Source organism: Faecalicatena sp. (assembly GCF_058819085.1).
In genome coordinates this window covers 24,342-43,129 of record NZ_JBZUUL010000037.1, presented here as the reverse complement: position 1 = coordinate 43,129, position 18,788 = coordinate 24,342, and the positions used below count along the sequence as shown (strand labels likewise).

Sequence of the window (18,788 nt, the reverse complement as noted above, 5' to 3'; positions counted from 1 at the left end):
ATATGCCCTAATAGTATATCTCCATAACTCCCCGTATCATTCCTGGCCGGTCCCTAATAATTTCCCCAGTGTAGGATCTGCACCAAGAAATGCCTCACATCGTTTCACTGCCTCCCCGGCTTCCTGACTTACTTTTCCAGTCTTGACAGCACGCAGCAAAATATTTTTCGGGGTATGTTCCATATCAATGAACTCTAAAACCTGAGTGTCATATCCTGATGCCTCCAGATATTTTGCCCGCAGCCCATCTGTCACGAGTGCTGCAAAACGTTCCTTTAACAGACCGTAGTCCATGACCGGAGACAATTCCTCTGACCGGATCTGTCCGTTTAACTCATGCTGACAGCATGGCACGGATAGGATTACCTTTGCCTTCCAGCCCACAGCTTTTGCCAGGGCATGATCTGTAGCTGTATCACAGGCGTGGAGCGTAACCACCATATCTACTTCCTGCACTCCCTCGTAATCTGCAATATCGCCTACTAAAAATGTCAGCTTCTCATATCCATACTTTTCTGCAAGCCTGCTGCAGCGCTCGATCACATCCTTCTTCAGGTCCAATCCTACCACACGGATATCATATTTTTTCAACTCATGAAGATAGTAATACATTGCGAAAGTAAGATAAGACTTTCCACATCCGAAATCTAGTATCGTCAATTCACGCTCCTTATCGAGCTGGGGCAGGATATCCTCAATAAACTCCAGAAAACGATTGATCTGCCGGAACTTATCAAACCGCGACTTCACAATATTGCCGTCCGCTGTCATAACCCCTAAATCCTGTAAGAAAGGTACGGCAACACCCTCCGTTAGAATATACCGTTTACTCCTATTATGGGAGAGCTCCACCGCTTTTACTTCTTTCTGCTGCCGTTTCTTCTGAATTGTCACCTTCCCCTTTTTACTGATCAAAATGGTGTAATTTGCCGACCTTGTCTCCAGCTGCATCTGCCGAAACTCCGACATCGAATTTGCAAGTCTTTCCGCCGCTTCCTCAGCTCTTAGATTCTCATGGAAGGCCTGCGTCTTCGTAAAGGATTCACACTGAAAATAAAGCCCGTCTTTCATCTTGACCGGCCGCACCTTCATCTTGAGAACCCCCTCCCTGGTGCGGGGATTACTGATGATCCCCTGAATAAAATTTATATCTAAAACATCATTTAATAATTCTTGTATCGTCTCCATAGAACACTCCTTGAATCCTTCATCCTGGCTTCTTCCCTATTGTAAAGCAAAACCCACAATGGTGCAAGAATCAGTTACAGATTATACTGATGTGAAGACATTGTTTCGGCAAAATAATCTGAATATTCTGAAAACGGACAGCAAAGGGGTCAGACCCCTCCGCAGGAGGGTCTGACCCCTTTGCAATTCCTTCACGATTATCCCACGCGTGGAAACTCTATCGTTGCTTTAAACAGATCTCCATCCAAATATAGTCTGAAAACTCCGCCCTGCATCTCTGTCAGGCTTTTAGCAATAGACAGCCCCAAACCGCTTCCTTCTGTACTTCTGGAGATATCCCCTCGGATAAACCGTTCGGTCAGTTCATCCGCCGAAATGTTCAGCGGCTGCTCAGAAATGTTCTTTAAAGAGAAAATAACCTTTTCCTCCTGCAGCCAAAGATCTGCATAGACCCGGGTTCCCGGCATCGCGTATTTCGCGGCATTATTGTAAATATTCTCCAGGACTCTCCACATCCGGCGTCCGTCTACATGGATCATGGCAGGTACATCCGGCAGGCTCTGGACTACTTTCAAATTCTTAGCCTCGAATTTCTCCGTAAATTCCCCTTCTGTCTGGTTGATCATTTCTACCAGATTCACATCCATCATCTCAAGTGTAATGTTGCCGCTGCTGACCTTGGATGCCTCCACGACATCCTCTGTCAGGGTTTTCAGCCTATGAGCCTTAGTTTCAAGGATATCCAGATATCCCCGGATCTTCGGATCTTCGAAATTCTCCCGTTTAAGAAGGTCAACATAGTTAATGATGGATGTCAGAGGTGTCTTAATATCATGGGAAACATTCGTGATCAGGTCTGTTTTGAGCCGTTCGCTCTTCATCCCCTCTTCCACAGCACGCTGCAGTCCGTTTCCGATATCATTGACCATCTCTGCCATCTGAAGATTCTGTCCCTTCAAATGTTCCAGCGGAATCTGATAATCCACATTGCCGGAGGCAATCTCACGGATGCCTCGCTTGATCCGGCTCTTTGCAACCGAGCTTTTTACTACAATATAGGCTGCTCCCGCCTCTGTCAACAGCATTAAGAGAACAAAAATGTCTTCGCTGTCTGACAGCATCACAAGCCAATGAGCTGCCAAAAATACGCCTAACAGCAGGATCGCCTTGAATGTCACACTCCGGTTGCTCCAGAATTCTTTCAGGAACAGACAGATGCTTCTCAGGATGCTGCCCTTCCATACAGTTTTTGCTTTCAGCCTTCTCACCAGGCTTAAGTAACCAAATAAGAAACACAGGACCGTATAAGCTGTTAAAAATCCTATGCATATCATATCCGTTACGTTCAGGTAATTCTGAAATGTCCCTGGATATATATTGGAATACAATGACGGATAGTAAATTTCAGAAGCAGAAGATGAAATATCCCGTGTCATTACACCGCCCCAGCTTCCCCCAACCGCTAATACCGGCAAGATCCATATGAGAATAACAAATGCTGCTGCGATCTCTGTCTTCCATCTATCAAATACATTCAGATGTACTTCTCCATCCTTACCATTTCTTCCGGCAATCAATGTCATCCAGATAAGGATCCCCAGGAACAGGATCGTGCATGCGACGCTTCCCACTGCTGAAAACTTCAGGTATGGCGCATATGTCTCATACTCCTTGGCATCTGTATAAAAAGCGTCCTGTATCGGAAAACCAGTATCGACAACTGCTGCAAATATGCAGTCTACCTTTTGACTGTAATGATAAGATTTTACCATGGTACGCCATTCGCTGGCCGGTATATCCATATTCGTCTCAAACTCTGCAAGCTTAGGCCTGACGATCAAATAGCGGCCTCTGCTGTTAGATTTCATTTCTTCCAGATTTTCTTTTACATCTTTGTAATCCTTGTAATGGCTGTTATTCGTGTAGACCTTTTTCGTGCTTTCATCTACATATATATATGTGAAATTAGTGTTTCCTTCTTCCCACGCATCTCCTGTATACAGATAACGGTCCATCTGGGGTCCCAGACTATTTAAGATAGTCTGCAGATATCCGTATACCCGTGACAGCTTTCCGTTCAGTGCCGGATTATTATTCACCACCTCCAGGATATTAGCCGCCCCTACCGGTGTATACTTCTCACGCAGTGCATTGTTAAATGTCCAGCAGTCCGTGTACAGGATATCTCCCTTTTCGTTTTTTATAGAAAGAGTATCATAATAACCAGATGTATAATACCCGTGCTCCAGTTCATTCATAAATTCCTCAGAAGTCTGATTTGGAATCTCAAGACGCAGCTTTTGTTCCTGGATCAGGGATTGGAATTCATCCATATAATAGTAGTGATACTTTCCATCAGCCCTTTCACAGACAACGACATTCGTCTCATCATAATCTGCACCGTCTTCAATATACTCATTGCTCCATTTCACTAAATCTTCCAGTTCATACGCCAGCCCATTTATATTCTCCCCGCTGATCTCCCCGTTTTTTGCCAGTTCGACCACATCTACAAGCTTATCCGGGTTATATTTTCCATCGGATTCAAAATTATTCTTCATGGCGATGCCTTCCATCACCTGCCATGTGGCGTTATAAACCATATTCTTAAAGCTCTTTGATTCTTCATAAGACTTGCCGGATGTCTCAAGAAACTGTCCCGTCCAGATACCACCTGAAAAAAACATGATCACAACCGTACATAATACAGCAGTCACTGCGGTTATATGCGCAAGCAGGAGAAGAATCCCTTTGGTCACCGGTTTCTTATACCAGTTCTTCATAAAACTCCTTTCTAGCCTTTTTCTATCTTATAGCCCACACCCCATACCACTTTTAAGTATCTGGGCTCCTTTGGATTAATCTCAATCTTCTCCCTGATGTGGCGGATATGCACGGCTACCGTGTTGTCCGCTCCGATTGCATTCTCATTCCAAATGGATTCGTAGATCTGATCGATAGAAAAAACTCTCCCTTGATTTTTCATTAATAATAATAGAATGTTGTATTCGATCGGTGTTAACTTTACAGCTTCTCCATCCACCGTGACCTCTTTTAAGTCATCATTAATCGCAAGACCGCCAACCTCATATACCTTCTCCGACTTCTCCTTCACGGTTCCGCCAAGCTGAGTATATCTGCGCAGTTGAGATTTGACTCTTGCAACAAGTTCTAATGGATTAAATGGCTTTGTAACATAATCGTCCGCACCTACATTCAGTCCCAGGATCTTATCCGCATCCTCTGATTTAGCAGACAGGATTATGATCGGGATACTGTTATTCTCACGGATCTTAAGGGTGGCTCTGATCCCATCCAGCTTCGGCATCATTACATCCAGCACAAGCAGGTGGACCTCCTCTGATTCCAGGATCTTAAGGGCTTCCACACCATCATACGCCTTGAGTATATGATAGCCTTCCTGGGTTAAATATATCTCGATTGCTTCTACGATTTCCTTGTCATCATCACAAACTAAAATATTGTACATTTTTCATCACCTCCCCTACAGTATACATGATATCTTGGAAATTTTAAAACTCATTGGGGAAATTCTTAGGAAATTATTAAAATAGGATTACTCTAACAGCTTGCTTATTTTCATTTTGTTTCTTTCCATATTTTTTTCTTAAATTTCATTTACCTTTCTCTCATAAAATGGTATATTCAATTCATAGAGAATTTAGGTATTTATGTACTCAAAAGACGTGTATCCAACTGATGTTCTGCCAACAGGCTTAACATAAAATGCTGTGCACTGGTACAAACACAAGGAGGTTACTTTATGAAAAAGAAAATCTTGGCACTTTTAATTTCAGGTATGATGGCACTGTCCTTAGCTGCATGTGGAGGCGGGGGATCTAAGGCAGATAATAAGCCTGACCAAACAAAAGAGGAAACCAAAGTTCAGGAAGAAAAGAAAGAAGAGCCCAAAGTTCAGGAAGAAAAGAAAGAGGAGCCCAAAATTGCAGAAGAACATTATGAGATCGACCTAACTGCAGGAAACTATACTGCTGGTGTTGATATCCCGATAGGAACATATAATATTACTGCCACTGGCGGAAGTGGTAATGTTTCATCGTCAAACATGTACTCTGGAGGATTAAATGCTGTCATGAGTAATCCGATAAAAGAAGGCATTTCCGTGGATTCCTACAATGGAGTAAAGCTGGACAAAGACGTCGTTTTAAGCTTGCGTGGCACAGTCTCTATACATATGGTATCGGAAAATGCGCAGGTAGCCGGCGTTACTCCGCGAACCGTTGCCGATGCAACACCAATTGATTTAACTTCCGGGAATTATACAGCAGGAACCGATTTCCCGGCTGCAACATACAACATCGTTGTAACTAGCGGGAGTGGTAATGTCAGTTCCGACAATATGTACAATGGGGGACTGAATGAAGTTATGGGGATTCAGGCAGACCCAGCCCTTTATATTCCTCAATTTAATAATGCTGTGTTTGAAGAAGGTAATGCTCTTAAAGTCTCAGGTGTTTCGATTCAGCTCGTTCCTGTTGGTGAATAGATTATAGGACTTTTCGATTCTCCTATTAGCGGGAAAATATAGTAAAGTGTCTGCCTTATAAGAAATTGAATGTGCTCTTAAGAAATTTGATCTACGGCTGTAATGCATTCATAATATCTTACATTTTAAGCCTGGAATCCTCCTGTGATATACTCACTGTGATTCCAGGCTTATCTTTTAACTAATTTTAATCTGCAGTGCCTCAAGACGTTTCGACAATCCATATGTCCCAGCCTCTCCACCCTTTATCCAGACAGACCAGCCTTCACCCTGGACATGATATCTGATATAGATATCCATCCCATCAGGCAGCCCCTCGGCTTCCAGTCTGACTGCTTCTAAACGCAGGCTTTTCCCTACTGTGCCGATCACTGTATCCTTTGTAATGTATCCGTAATCAATCGTACCGATATTTTGAATATGAGCAGATGCCTTTAATCGGACACCGGACATTTTAAGATCGATCTTAAGTGCCTCGAGACGCTTTGACTTCCCGGTAACCCCGGCTGTCTGTCCATCTCTGACAACCGGCAGCCATCCGTAAGACTGCTGATGTACGCGATAATTCAGACGTTTTTCTGCATATGCAGCTTTTCCGGGAATCTGCCGGGCTGTATCCTTGACAGGGCCTCCAGATATAGATCTGCCAAGGATTCCCGAAGCGATCGCGTCTCCGCAGGCGTTAGCATCCCACAAATTCGCATCGTCCTTGTCATCTACAAAGCAGCACTCTACCAGTAATGCGGGAGATAGGGTGCTGTTTAAAACATATAACTCCTGTGAGTATTTTACCCCTCTGTTATGAATTTTTAATGTCTTGGACACGCTGTCGCAGATTCGCTGTGCAATAACCGCAGTACCACTGTCGTAGCACCATACTTCTACCCCTCCAGTGCTGTGATCCCCTTTATAATCTCCCCTGCCTGAATTGAGATGGATGGATATATCCAGATCTGCGGCATGCATGTTACACTTTGCTACAATTCTTGCTAGATTCGCATTCACATCACAGTTTGTATCATCTGTACAGTCATAAACTGTCTGTCCTGCTTTTCGGAGTGCAGAAACAACCCGATTTTTCACGAGCCTGTCCTCAACAGACTCCTGCAGGATCCCTACTGCTCCGTATGCACCTTTTCCCTGCGGGCAGTGTCCTGCATGTATATTATATATTGCCATAAATACTCCTTCCTATTGTTATGTTAAGAGGTGAAAAGAGGACGATATTACTCGCCCTCGGAATCTCTTGGATTTTCATATGTAAGTGCCTGACGGCTGTCTGATAGTCCAATTGTGGTCGGGTCTGCCACAACCCCGATGATTGTCAGTACTCCAAATAAAGCGTTGATTACAGCCAGCAGTTTGTCTCCTAGTTGTTTAAAATCCAGCGTGTAGCCAAATACGGCAGCCACCGCCTGTATCAATAGGATAATCGCTGGGATAAGGGCTGCCCAGAATGTTCTATTTCTCAACCTTACCGTCCAATTAATTTTCTTCATCATTTATAATAGCTCCTTTTCTTATATGCAGCTCCTGAATCTCATCATACATTTTTGTAATCATACCATTTCCCCCAAGTGCGTGATAAGCCTCATACATTTCACAGAAATTTTGATAAGCATAGGAAGGAATACATCCCAAGGACATATATTTATCATGATATGCTATCAGCTGTACACGCAGGAGGAGCATTGTCCCCTTTCCATTTGCATCCCTGTCTCTTTTCTGCCTTTTCAGAAGCCATACAATATATCCTAGTAAGATAGGTAGCGCAATGATGTAGGTCTGCATAAAGAATTCATTCAATGGAACATCCCCTTTCTTAACCTATATAGAAGATAACATTTTCTCCCTCTATGCCTTTATCTAATTAAAAGTTACTGTAAAGGATAGAATTTTAACTTATTGTATGTTTTACTATTAGTTTCAATATTTTGAATGCGCATTCCTTTCTTTACAAATGTACTCGTAGCATTGTTGTTAATACATCCGACACTTGTTGGGGATGATTGAAGAACATATATAAAATTAGTGGCACCAGTCCCATATAATCTTAACGCGATATAATGATTTGCCCTATAGTTCGCTTCCAAATATAAATATCCGTCAGATGGAAACGTGTATGATGTGTTGTTGATCAGATTAACAGGAGCCCCTAGATTATTTCCGACATTTATCCCATCCAACTTTTTCTTATCTCCAGCCGACATGAACCCATTTGCCCCTTGAGTAGCCACACTATGTCCGTGGGAAGCTGCTGCTTTTCCGGCGATCTGTGTAGTATGGGTAGCAATCTGCGAAGCATTATTCGAAATCTGCGTTGAAAGTGCCGCTATTTTATCAAAAAGGTTATATTGTGTTCCATTCCCATGAAGTATTAACGCTTTATAAAATTCCGCAATCATATCCACTTCCAGCTGATCCTTCTCACTAACCTTCCCCACTCCGATTCCCTTTCCAGTTGAACGGAAATCCATCAGTGTAAATCCACTGCTAATATCTACTGTTGCCGAGGATGTAGTAAAAAAATCAGTAACCTTCAATCGTAAAGTGTAAGAGGAATCAACACTTAACAGATCATCCGCAATATAAGTACTGTTATAAGAATAAACACTATTACTTACTACCTCTGTCCATGTAGTCGTCCCGTTTTTCTGGAGTTCTACTATAAAGTTTTTTGTATTTTTACTACCCACATCAGACACGTTAAAATTCATAGAGATACACATAGATGTCCCCTGTTCATCAAAAGTTCCCGATGAGTTGCACCTGACTGCCGAAAATGTGATAATTGATGGATTTGCATATGCTAATACGTTAACTGTCTGCGTTTTAGTCGCTGTCCTTCCTCTGCTGTCCGTCACCGTAATTTTAACTGGCAAACTTCCTGATGAGTCTATAATCCCTGTCGTAAAACTATTCCCAGAATATACCCTCCCCCCAACTTCTGTTTTATAAGCCGTAACCGAACTCCCCTGTACTCCGCTTGCAGATATGGAGATCTTAAGCTGACTCTTGTGCTGTACATAAGCCCCGAACTGAGCATTCAGCCCAGCCACCGCCTCTGATACCGCAACAGTTCCAACAGAGGGGATCATACTTGACGGTACCGTTGCTGTAAAATTCACAGTTTTAGTACCGATCAAAGTCGAACCATTGTATGTTTCACATGTAATAGCACCTATACCGCTTGTTGCATTCGGTATCTGCGCTGCCAGAGATGCAGGCAGCGTCCAGTTTTGGGACGCCCCGGCAGCCGTCGCAATTGTCCCCGATGCACTACCGAATTTATATGTCAGTTTATGTGTAAATGAACTGCTGGCCCTCGGAAGGTTAATAGTAATCGCACTCCCTGCGTTCTGACTGGCCGGTGAGAGTGTAGGAGTTGTAGCTCTTGGTATCGTTGAAAGAGCTGCACTTCCTGAACCCGTCAGTGTCCCCGGAGAAACCCCAGCGCCAAAATAAATCGTACCGGACATGTTGATCGTCTTTTTACCATCTGCATTATGCGTGACTGTAAAGCTCCTCCGTGCAACCTCTTTCCACACATTCTGTCCAAAACTCCAGTTATATGTAAACTTGATGTTTCCGGTTGATTGAGAATCTACTTTGATATTCCAATAAGCATCACCCGTCAGGTTATAACCATAATAGGAATAATCTGTACGCCGGAAATCAAATGCAACGGTCACATAACTCGTATTATTCGCAACGTTCACGTTCGTTTCACTGATCAGGCGCATCCGTGTTTCATAATTTCCCATTCTATCATCACCTTACCTTTCCAAATGAGAGATTTCCATTTTCCCTCGGCGTAAATGCGAAGTTTCCAATTGACAAAGACTTCAGGATCTCAGCGTCTGTTATATACATCCTTCTATTGCTGATATAGGCGACCTCATTTCCATTCTCCAAAAAAGAAATCCGGTCGTTTATCATCTTCAAGGTAAGCATTTTTCCTTCCTCGCCTATGACAATTGCGCCGTCAATAAAACGAATGTATTTTTTAATTCCATTAAAACCAGAATCCGTCTCGCTTATGAGCTCATTCATATTTTTAGTAAGCTGCTCGAAATTAAAGTTAAATTCGTTATTTGTCTGCTCAAACTGTGTATTTACATTTCCAATCAGATAATCAACATCCTCTTTGGAATACGTCTTCTCTCCAACCTCGATCACAACCTTGTCATACGCTTTATCGATTTCAGCATATACACTCTGATAAATAGTCTCTATGACCTGAGACTGGTCATTCACGATCTCCCAGGACGATGACGCACTATTATAATGCTTCATCAATGGCGGTGTAATTGATGTGTCACACCACAGCTTCGTTTTATCTGAAGGCTCCGTGCTGCTAACAATGGCCGCGTCCTTTCCATTTTCCCCCTTGATCTTCGTCCAGGAGTACTTACCGGCATCTGTACTGTCCGCAGATGTATAGTCCGTATACTGTCCGATATACAGCTTGTTCGCACTGTCGGTGGTAGAAAAACCTGTTTTACCGTCTGCACTGTTTGCATAGGCAACATGCAGATACGGGGTTTTCCCATCAGCACCCTTAGGCCCCTGAATTCCCTGTGACCCATCTGCGCCTTTTATCTTGCTCCAGGCATACTTCTTAGGGTCTGTACTGTCTGCTGCCGCAAAATCCACATACATACCAACGTATTCCCGGTTACTGTCCGAGATTGAAAAATCCTTTGTGCCGTCTGCGCTGTTGGCATAAGCGATATGCGTATAACTGGTTTTTCCATCCATACCTTTCGGACCCTGGATTCCCTGATCGCCTTTCGGGCCTTGCAATCCCTGCAGCCCGCGCTCTCCCGGATCTCCTTTATCTCCCTTCGGGCCCTGAGCACCTTGTTCTCCCCGGCCTCCGTACACTCCTGTCACTCTCGGTGTTGTATGATCTGCACTTCCATCTGTATAAACATACACTTCATAGATCCAGAGGTAACGGTTTTCCTCTGTCATAGTCGGGATCGTAGTCTGCCACCCCGAAGTTTCCGTCGTAATTCCTGTATCTTTCGTTGAAACGAGATAGTAGGCCTTTCTCTCTTGTATCCCTTTACCCGGTTCACCTTTCTTTCCTGCATCTCCCTCAAATTTATGCCATTTGTAATCCGAGGTCTTGTCTGAATCCGGCTGATAGAAATCCACATACATTCCAATCCAGCTTCCCAAGCTTTCCCCTGAATTCTCTGTGAACGTATTTCCACCGTCATTTGAATACTTAATATGAAGGTATGAAGTGTTTCCATCCTCTCCATTTACTCCGGGAATCCCGCGGTCTCCTTGTGGACCTTGTGTCCCCTCAAGCTGCTGCCATTGATAAACAGCCGGATCTGTGGAATCCTCTTCATTAAAGTCCACATAGGTTCCAATATACTTATCCGGAGTCTTGGTCATCTGAGCAGAGGACGGTGACTTCACCGGGCTGTACATCACATGGAAATAAGATGTCCTTCCAGGACTTCCTGACGGTCCTGCAATACCCTGCTCTCCTTTCATACGGCACCATTTATAATCTTTCACATTCAGGGAGGCTTCCTCAACCTCATCTGTCCTGACACCGATATACTCCCCCGGTGTCTCCCCCTGATCCGCTGTGAATGTCTTCCCGCCATCATCCGAATATTTCACATGAAGGTACTGGTTCCGGCCATCCACACCATCCACCAGGTTCGACACAGTTACTTCGCAGGTTCCCCTGATCTTCCCTGCCTTATCAGAGGCCTCACACCGAAACACAGCCTTTCCTGATATGTCCTTTGCATAGACTGTTATACTCTTGCCTGCTGCTGCCTCCTCCCCGTCCTTCATCCAATGGATTGTAAGGCTGTCAGTCATGTCCTTTCCGACATCCATGACCAGCGCAGTCAAAGTCGTTTCTCCTTCCCCATTTCTAAAGATGATCCCGTTATCTGACACTATAGAACAGGCATATACCCTGCCGGCAGAAATCAGTTCATCCATTTTCCGAAGCAGTGCAGGATCGACCTGGCTCTGGAGTTCCTTGAAATTACTGAACGTAGTCTTGTTGTTGGAAGGATCTGTAAAACTCCTCTGCTGTTCTGTGACTCTGGCTTCCAGATATAGTTCCGGCACATACTCCTGGTCTACGATCGTCACTGTATCACCGATATCTGTATCAAAATATCCATCTACTTCGTAGCTTACCTGAGGTACACAGTTTTTTCTCAATTCCGCAAGAGCCTGCTCATATAAAACATTTACGTTATCTGCATCACAATCCCAGATCTGGGCAATATATCTTTCGTTTTCATTTGCCAGCAGATTGGACGGAAAACGGTCTCTCGCCTGGACAGCATAAATATTCCTTTTCCCTGCAGGACAGGTAAACTCTACCTTTCCTTTTGCATCATATTCGGTCTTATTGATGCTGCTTACTGTAAGGCCATCCTTCCCAACAGGGCGGATGGCTGTGTACAGTTCCGTAATATCAGATGTCTTCGTAATTCCGGACACGTTTTTTCCATACCGCAGGATTGTGTCGGTCCGGTCTGTTCCCACTCCCTGCACCACATCCGTATGCTCCTTATAGACATTCAGTATGATACTGTTAAGAGAGTAATCCGGGTTGAGCTTTGGAACAAACTCCACCTCTGCCCCAAATACCTCTGCCAGGGAAAAAATCCGCGCCAGCATAGACTCTGTTCCTGTCCATTCATGCTGAACAGACTTGCCTGATACCTCGTTGATGCCAAGAGCCACAACCTTTTCATAATCAAACACCTCCAAATACTGTTTGAAGGTCATGGCATTGGATGCCTTGTACTCCTCTTTCTGCTCATTGAGCAGTTCGAAGTTTAAGGAATAGGCCTCTACCTCGATCTCATTCTCATCACTGGTCACGCGCATAATGTTCAGGTAGAAATCCTGATTCCGGTACCGAAATGCCAGCTTATTCCCCTCTGTTAGATATCCCGCATCCATATGTCTGGAACTCGTTTTAAAAGAATATGTATTTGCAGATCCTTTCAGATACTGGTGTAATTCGTCTTCATAATAGTGCATTGCCTCCGGAACCGTATTATCTAAGAAGGCGCATACTTTATCATATGTATTTAATACTGCGATTCTTATATTCTCCATTATAAATATGCCTCCCTTATCTTAGCTTCTGCTGTGGGGCCAGGACTGCTGAAATCAGAATGGTAAAACTGTACCTTCGTCTCCCCCGGCGGTGCCAGGAAATAACTGCTGCCTACCTGCTCATCATCCAGGCTTGCCACACCATCCACATACACCTTAGTGGCAGAACCGTCTACATAGACCGTACTATTGGCCCTGTATCGGTTCGGAATATCATACCAGTATTTCACACGGTCCTTCTGGAACAGTACATTGTGGAAATACATCCTGGAAACCAGATTTCCCCCTCCCAAGGCTCCCCATTGTCCCAGGAAAATAGTAACTGTCGCTGCCTTTTTATTTGCCAGCGCAGGAACACGGAATTGGTACTTTCTGCCTCCAAAATAGAATTCGAACAGTTCCCCGCTCTTTCGTATATAAATATTGCTGCCTGAACCATTTGCAGTTACAGATTTATAATTCGGCTCATAGACGATCCGTTTCTTTTCCTGCAGCTGGATCATCATAATAGCGTTGGCCCGATTCGCATTTGTTGCCTTTTTAAAAATATGGATGGATGCCAGGTGCTGCCCTGCCTCGTCCCCGACTACAAATTCCAGAAGCCCGGTCTGTGGAACTCTTCCGGTTTCAAACCAAATATGCGACTGCGCCAGAAAATTCGCTGCCCCGGTTTCTCCGCTGGAATCCGCCGGTAATGTTACCATCTTGCTCGCTCCATGCCAGTTGCTTCCGCTTCCTGCATTATTGAGTGCAAGCACCTGCTGCCCGTTTATGGTCACCGTCTTGAACGTCCCGTTTTTCGGGAAATTCTCTGTCAGGACACCCTGGCCGTCTACCATTGCGCCCATTTCTGCTGCATTCCTGTAATTGACAAGCACCTGAGATTTCTGCCTGACTTCTGCATCCACCTCATCCGGTGATCCAAGCTGTATCACCCCATGCTCACTCACGATCCCAATATACCCATTCTCATGATTATGCCTGATCGTATAATCAACCGGAACCGCCTTCGTTCCATTGTTCACGATCACCGCTTCCAGTACTCCCTCACTGTTGGGGGCTGCCTGGAAGGTCTTTTCAACCACAGAATATTTATACGGGTCTGCACAATAGATATCAAAGCTTGAAACTACATTCAAAAGTCCCTCGGGAACCGCCTCCACCGAACTCTTTGTTCCGATAAAATATTTATCCGGTTCATCATAGAACACGATTTTGGCCTGCTCCTGATCCAGGATCAGACTCAGCTTATTGAATTTATCCCTGAATTCCTCCGGTGTTTTTGCCGTTAGGCTGTAAGTCACCGTGATCACTCTTGTCGTATTTCTCTTACCCTGGAACTGAGCCCCGTCTTCATTTCCGATCTGACGTTCTATAATTTCAGATTCCAGTAACTCCCGTCCCACAACATGCAGGGTACGGTATCCCTCGATCTCATTTTCTATATATTTATCATTCATGCTTACAGCTTCGGCAGGGAGGGATCCCTTGCCTCTGCTGTATTCTATGGTATCTACAAAACTATACATATGCCCCTCCTTACCTTACGCCGCTTATATATCTTCTAACCTTTTCTTCTTTATCATTCTTTTCTCTCACATATCGTGCACTGCCATAGCCTACTTCTCTTCCATCCATAATACTTCTCACTTCTGCATTCACATAGACTGTCGGATGATATGTATAATCATTTTGCAGCTCCTGGTTTCCAAAGAAATGATTTCCCACGGAAACACCCTCAAAAGCCGGAACGTCTGGAATCGATACCAGTTCCTCACTGACACCTCTGACCAGGTCGCCCATAGACGCAATTCCAATCGCAAATCCCTCACCTATAAAGCCTCCAAGCTCCTTAAATACTCGTGAAGGGCTGCCGATCCTGGCCTTTGCGATCACGGCTTTTTCTGCCGCAGCCGCTAATTGGTTCGCAACAGCCTGAACCTCACCTAACGCGGTTCGCATTCCATTTGCCAGCCCGATTCCTATATATAAGCCACACGAAAATGCTCCAATTTCTGCCGTTCTCAGTGCATTAACGATGGAAGTCGAAATATTCGCTGCAATGATAACTGCCCTCATGATACCGGTAGAAAACATTGTCGTAAAATTCGTACCTGCCTGTGCTCCCAGTGCGGTTATCTGACTTCCCAGCATCGTTGCAGCCATCGTGATAGCTGCGAATGCCGCCAGTATAGGCCCGATATCCAATGGAGGGATCACCAGTCCGCTGAACGCCAGTGTTATCATAGAAATACTCATTGCGACGCTCAGAGAAAGTACACTTAACTGCATCAGTAATCCATTCAGCATGGCTGCCGATGTTGCTGCACTCATGATAGCCGCATTAATGCCACTCATTCCCGCTGCTGCATTCAGAAGGCCTTCGCCTTTACCGGCGATTTCGCCAAGTCCAAGAGCAACTGATCCAAGAGCCTTTACAACATCCCCGATTGACAGTCCCGCAATCCTTTCAATCCCGATTGCCACCAATTCGAATCCCATTCCGGCATTCAAAGCTGATTCGCCAATTGCACTGATGACGTCAGCAATAGCTTCCAATATACCGGTCAATCCTCCGCTGATTGAATCAATCACCCCGGATATCCCCTCCGTTATGGTCTTAAATCCCTCGCTGATCGAATCAATCACTTCGCTGATAACCTCTCCGGCTATCTGTATGGCATTAACAAGCACCGTTCCTATGACAGTTACGATCTGCGTCACCGCACCGACAATTACCGGTACCAGACTCGCAAATGACGCGATGATCATAGTGACTGCCACGGCGATGGCGAATGCGATCTGCGTCACCGTATTTCCCAGCTGACTGAGAAATGGTGTCAGTGCTTCGATCATAACCGATGCCATGGCCATTCCGGCTCCTACCATTAAAACAGTTGCACCGAATGCCAGCATTCCCGGGATCGCCCCTGTAAGATAAGATCCAAATGCTGCAAAGACCATTGCAAGCGCCGCTACAACGATCCCGAACATTCCCATCGCAACCGCACCTTCGGTCCCTGTCATCGCGATCGGAACCATAGCCAGTGCCATAAGGGATACCGCCGCCGCAAAAGCCATGATGCCCAGCATACTTGCCTGTAGGTTTTTACCCATGTTACCCAAAACAACTCCCAGGCTGGCTACAACTGCTCCAAATGTGAGAAGAGGTACTACCGCTGTCACTCCCAGCTCCGCTAATGGCCGCAGAGCAAGAGCAAGACCGGCCAGCGCACCGATGATCAATGCGATCCCTGCACTTTTCTGAAGCGAATTCAAACCTGTTTTCAAAGATGTGATACCCTCATTTGCCTTTTTGCTGCCATCCTCGTTCTCTTTCTCAGACGACGACAGCCCCAGAAAGCTCCTCGTAAGCTTTCCAAGATTGCTTTTTTCCAGTCCTTTGAATGCGCCTGTCAGTGTCTCAACAGCCGGTGCCATGGCCCGAAAAATCTTGAACCCCTTGACTGCTGCCAGCAAGACTGGCAGATTTTTAAGCACTGCAACTACCTTATCCGCGTTGTCCTCCAAAAATCCGGCAAACGTTTTCAGACAGTCTCCTGCCACACTGACGGCATCTCCAAACCCTTCAATACTTTTATCCGATCCAAACTTGCCAAGTACTTTTCCCAATTCTGAACCGATCGCCTTAAATGCATCACCAAATGCACCGGGCACACCGGACATATTTTCTATAAATGTATCAAAATATTTAGAGACCGTATCCACTAAGGAACCAACGGCTGCCCCAAGTGCTTCTCCATCAATCTGGCTGAAAGAGTCTGTCAGCTTACTGACTGCCTTGATCCCAAAGGACGACAATTCCTCGTATGCCGGCTGAAGCTTTGTACCGACAGTTTCCTTCAGCCCATCCATTGCCTGATCCACAGTATTGAACTGAGAGGCCAGATTTGTGAAATCCACATTTGTCCCCGCTTCTGCAACTGCATGAAAGAAATCCTCTGTAACGATCTGGCTGCCCTCAATACTCTTAACCATTTCATCTGCGGACATTCCCATCGCCGCAGCAACTGCGGATGCCCCTCCTGGTATCTTATCCAGAAGAAGTTTAAAGTCCTCCAGTTCAACCTTGGGCTTGGCAGCCATTTTTGCCGCCTGCTCACTGAGTGACATGATTGCCTGCTGAGGGCTTTCTGTAGCCGCCGCCAATCCCCCAAGACCTTTCGCAAGCCTGCCTGTATCTTTTAGTCCGGCAGACGCAAGCTGTGCATAGGTGCTTGTCATATCAGACGCTGTATACACTGTCTGTAATGCAAAATCCTGTAATTCCTGTTTTATACTTTGTATCTCAGATGCTGCGGCACCATTCATCTGCATATTCGTTTCAAATACCTTCCATGCAGAACTTGCCGTCTGCATATCTCCAATGATTCCAGTAATTCCACTATTGATCGCAGACATCGCAGTCGTTCCTAGAGACGCAATCGTCTTAAATCCCAGCCCACTGGTCATTGCTGCTTTTAATTTTTCTGCGCTTCCGAGGACACTTTCCATAACCTTACTAAAATTATCGTCTTCTGCTTTCTCTTTCGTTACGATTTCTACTATAATGTTAGTATCAATTCCTGCTTCTGCCTTTACAACCGCATTGCTCATTTATGTGTCCTCCTTTCTCAGCAGCTTTCCTATACCTGAAAACCTCCCATTTTTCTCCTTCTTTTTCCCGGATACCCTTTTCAACTCCTTCTCATAATCAAAAAATTTATCAAAACGGTTATACACCGGCTTTGTTCTACCTTTACCGACAGGACGTTCAGCCTGTACCGCAAAGTCTAGATAAGCCTGCCTGTGGATGTAATAATCCCGGTCTACCATCTGAAGCCGGAATGCCTCCATCCTCATTTCATATTCTGGGATTGTCATTTGATCCACCTGCGCCAAACTTTGAATACCAAGATAACGGAAACAGTCAATGGCGATCCGATGGTAGGTTTCCTCGAAGTCTTCTATGCCTTCTTTGCCTTCTTCATTTCCTTCTCCACTGCTTCCATCACGCTTTCCGTCACCTTTCTGGTAGCATTGGCTGTCTTCAAGAAACCCAGCACCTTTTCGAAAACCTCATCAATATCCGTATCTGCCTGATCCACAAACTCATCGAGTGTCTTTCTTGTTACCCTCGGTTCACAGCCTAAATTAGCAGCGTCCAGCACATCAACCAGCGCCTCCACATCACCGTCGATCAGCCTTGCTACATTGTAACGAAGTCCAATGTTCTGCTTGACCCCCTGCATCCCTTCTACCGGGACTGAAACCTTACGGTTCATTTCACGAAGGAATCCCATTCCAAAGTTAAACTGTACTACCTGATTATTTACTGTTAATTCATACATCTGCCTGTCCTCCATTTTTCAGTCATTTTCCGGCAGGGGATATCCTCCATCCCCCGCCTTATCTACTGTTTCTTATTCGTTTGCCGGTGCCGCTTCCTTTGCAGTATCCTTAAACACATAGGATGCAAGCTCCTGCTGTGCGTCTGTAATCGTTGCAAATCCTTTCACTCCGGTTCCTTCGATTCCGAACTCCAGAGTCGCCTCTGCGTGATCCTCAGAGTTGGATGCTAATTCAAAGCTTGTCACGAATCCCTGGAAATATTTTGCCGCATATTTGCCGGCCTCATCTCCTGTTCCCGGGTTGTCCAGGTTCACTTCCCAGATTTCCACCTTTTCACCTGTGTCAAGCGCTGTCTCCAGCTTATTGATCATTTCATCATTCTCATTTGCAAAAAGAGCGGTTGTACTGAGTTCAACCTCTGCCTCCTGCGGAACACGGATCACCCCGTCTTTTGTTGCTACGGTATCTGAATCTCTTGATTTAGAACGGCTGTTTTCTGTTGTGAAAGCAATCGCCGTTGCTGTGCTTGTCTCTGCATCCTTTAAAATACGGTATAAATAAACAATTCTTTTTCCTTTAATTACGCTCATGTTAAATCCTC

14 protein-coding genes are annotated in these 18,788 nt (G+C 45.0%); 1 reads left to right on the top strand and 13 read right to left on the bottom strand.

Translation table 11 applies throughout. The features are described 5' to 3' along the window. Positions 1-36: 36 nt before the first annotated feature. The 3 genes from AC4OGX_RS17180 to AC4OGX_RS17170 form a co-directional block, all read right to left on the bottom strand. Positions 37-1,188 carry a class I SAM-dependent methyltransferase gene (locus tag AC4OGX_RS17180; RefSeq protein WP_493331881.1) on the bottom strand — a complete coding sequence of 384 codons (1,152 nt, stop codon included), beginning with the start codon at positions 1,186-1,188 and terminating at the stop codon, positions 37-39. A gap of 197 nt (positions 1,189-1,385) precedes the next feature. Then, positions 1,386-3,971, bottom strand: a complete 2,586-nt coding sequence (locus tag AC4OGX_RS17175; RefSeq protein WP_493331880.1) for a sensor histidine kinase — start codon at positions 3,969-3,971, stop codon at positions 1,386-1,388. Positions 3,972-3,982: 11 nt separating this feature from the next. Beyond that, a complete protein-coding gene (locus AC4OGX_RS17170) occupies positions 3,983-4,678 on the bottom strand; it encodes a response regulator transcription factor (protein WP_493331879.1) in 696 nt (231 codons plus the stop codon). 294 nt (positions 4,679-4,972) lie between these two features. On the opposite strand from AC4OGX_RS17170, the gene AC4OGX_RS17165 reads away from it, so the two are divergent. After that, entirely contained in the window at positions 4,973-5,716 is a 744-nt protein-coding gene (locus AC4OGX_RS17165) for a hypothetical protein (protein ID WP_493331878.1), read from the top strand. A 177-nt stretch (positions 5,717-5,893) separates the two neighbouring features. Here the strand turns inward: AC4OGX_RS17165 and AC4OGX_RS17160 are convergent, their stop codons facing one another. The 10 genes from AC4OGX_RS17160 to AC4OGX_RS17115 all read right to left on the bottom strand — a co-directional run bounded on the left by AC4OGX_RS17160 (position 5,894) and on the right by AC4OGX_RS17115 (position 18,777). Further along, positions 5,894-6,895 (bottom strand): N-acetylmuramoyl-L-alanine amidase, encoded by a 1,002-nt coding sequence (locus AC4OGX_RS17160; protein WP_493331877.1) that lies wholly within the window; start codon positions 6,893-6,895, stop codon positions 5,894-5,896. A 47-nt stretch (positions 6,896-6,942) separates the two neighbouring features. After that, on the bottom strand, positions 6,943-7,188 hold the full coding sequence (locus AC4OGX_RS17155) for a phage holin (RefSeq protein WP_493331876.1): 246 nt from the start codon (positions 7,186-7,188) through the stop codon (positions 6,943-6,945). 13 nt (positions 7,189-7,201) lie between these two features. Further along, positions 7,202-7,507, bottom strand: coding sequence for a hypothetical protein (locus AC4OGX_RS17150; protein WP_493331875.1), 306 nt, complete (start codon positions 7,505-7,507; stop codon positions 7,202-7,204). Between the two features lie 86 nt (positions 7,508-7,593). Continuing rightward, positions 7,594-9,480, bottom strand: a complete 1,887-nt coding sequence (locus AC4OGX_RS17145) for a DUF859 family phage minor structural protein (RefSeq protein WP_493331874.1) — start codon at positions 9,478-9,480, stop codon at positions 7,594-7,596. A gap of 7 nt (positions 9,481-9,487) precedes the next feature. After that, the gene (locus AC4OGX_RS17140; protein WP_493331873.1) at positions 9,488-12,835 is read right to left on the bottom strand and encodes a phage tail spike protein; all 3,348 of its coding nucleotides are present in this window, start codon (positions 12,833-12,835) and stop codon (positions 9,488-9,490) included. Beyond that, complete coding sequence (locus AC4OGX_RS17135; RefSeq protein WP_493331872.1) at positions 12,835-14,364, bottom strand: distal tail protein Dit; 1,530 nt, start codon at positions 14,362-14,364, stop codon at positions 12,835-12,837. Before AC4OGX_RS17135 ends, AC4OGX_RS17140 begins: the two co-directional genes overlap by 1 nt. 10 nt (positions 14,365-14,374) lie before the next feature. After that, positions 14,375-17,452 (bottom strand): tape measure protein, encoded by a 3,078-nt coding sequence (locus tag AC4OGX_RS17130; RefSeq protein ID WP_493331871.1) that lies wholly within the window; start codon positions 17,450-17,452, stop codon positions 14,375-14,377. Then, positions 17,453-17,719 carry a hypothetical protein gene (locus tag AC4OGX_RS17125; RefSeq protein WP_493331870.1) on the bottom strand — a complete coding sequence of 89 codons (267 nt, stop codon included), beginning with the start codon at positions 17,717-17,719 and terminating at the stop codon, positions 17,453-17,455. 83 nt (positions 17,720-17,802) lie between these two features. After that, positions 17,803-18,186, bottom strand: coding sequence for a tail assembly chaperone (locus AC4OGX_RS17120; RefSeq protein WP_493331869.1), 384 nt, complete (start codon positions 18,184-18,186; stop codon positions 17,803-17,805). 72 nt (positions 18,187-18,258) lie between these two features. Beyond that, positions 18,259-18,777 (bottom strand): phage major tail protein, TP901-1 family, encoded by a 519-nt coding sequence (locus tag AC4OGX_RS17115; protein WP_493331868.1) that lies wholly within the window; start codon positions 18,775-18,777, stop codon positions 18,259-18,261. Positions 18,778-18,788 lie beyond the last annotated feature (11 nt).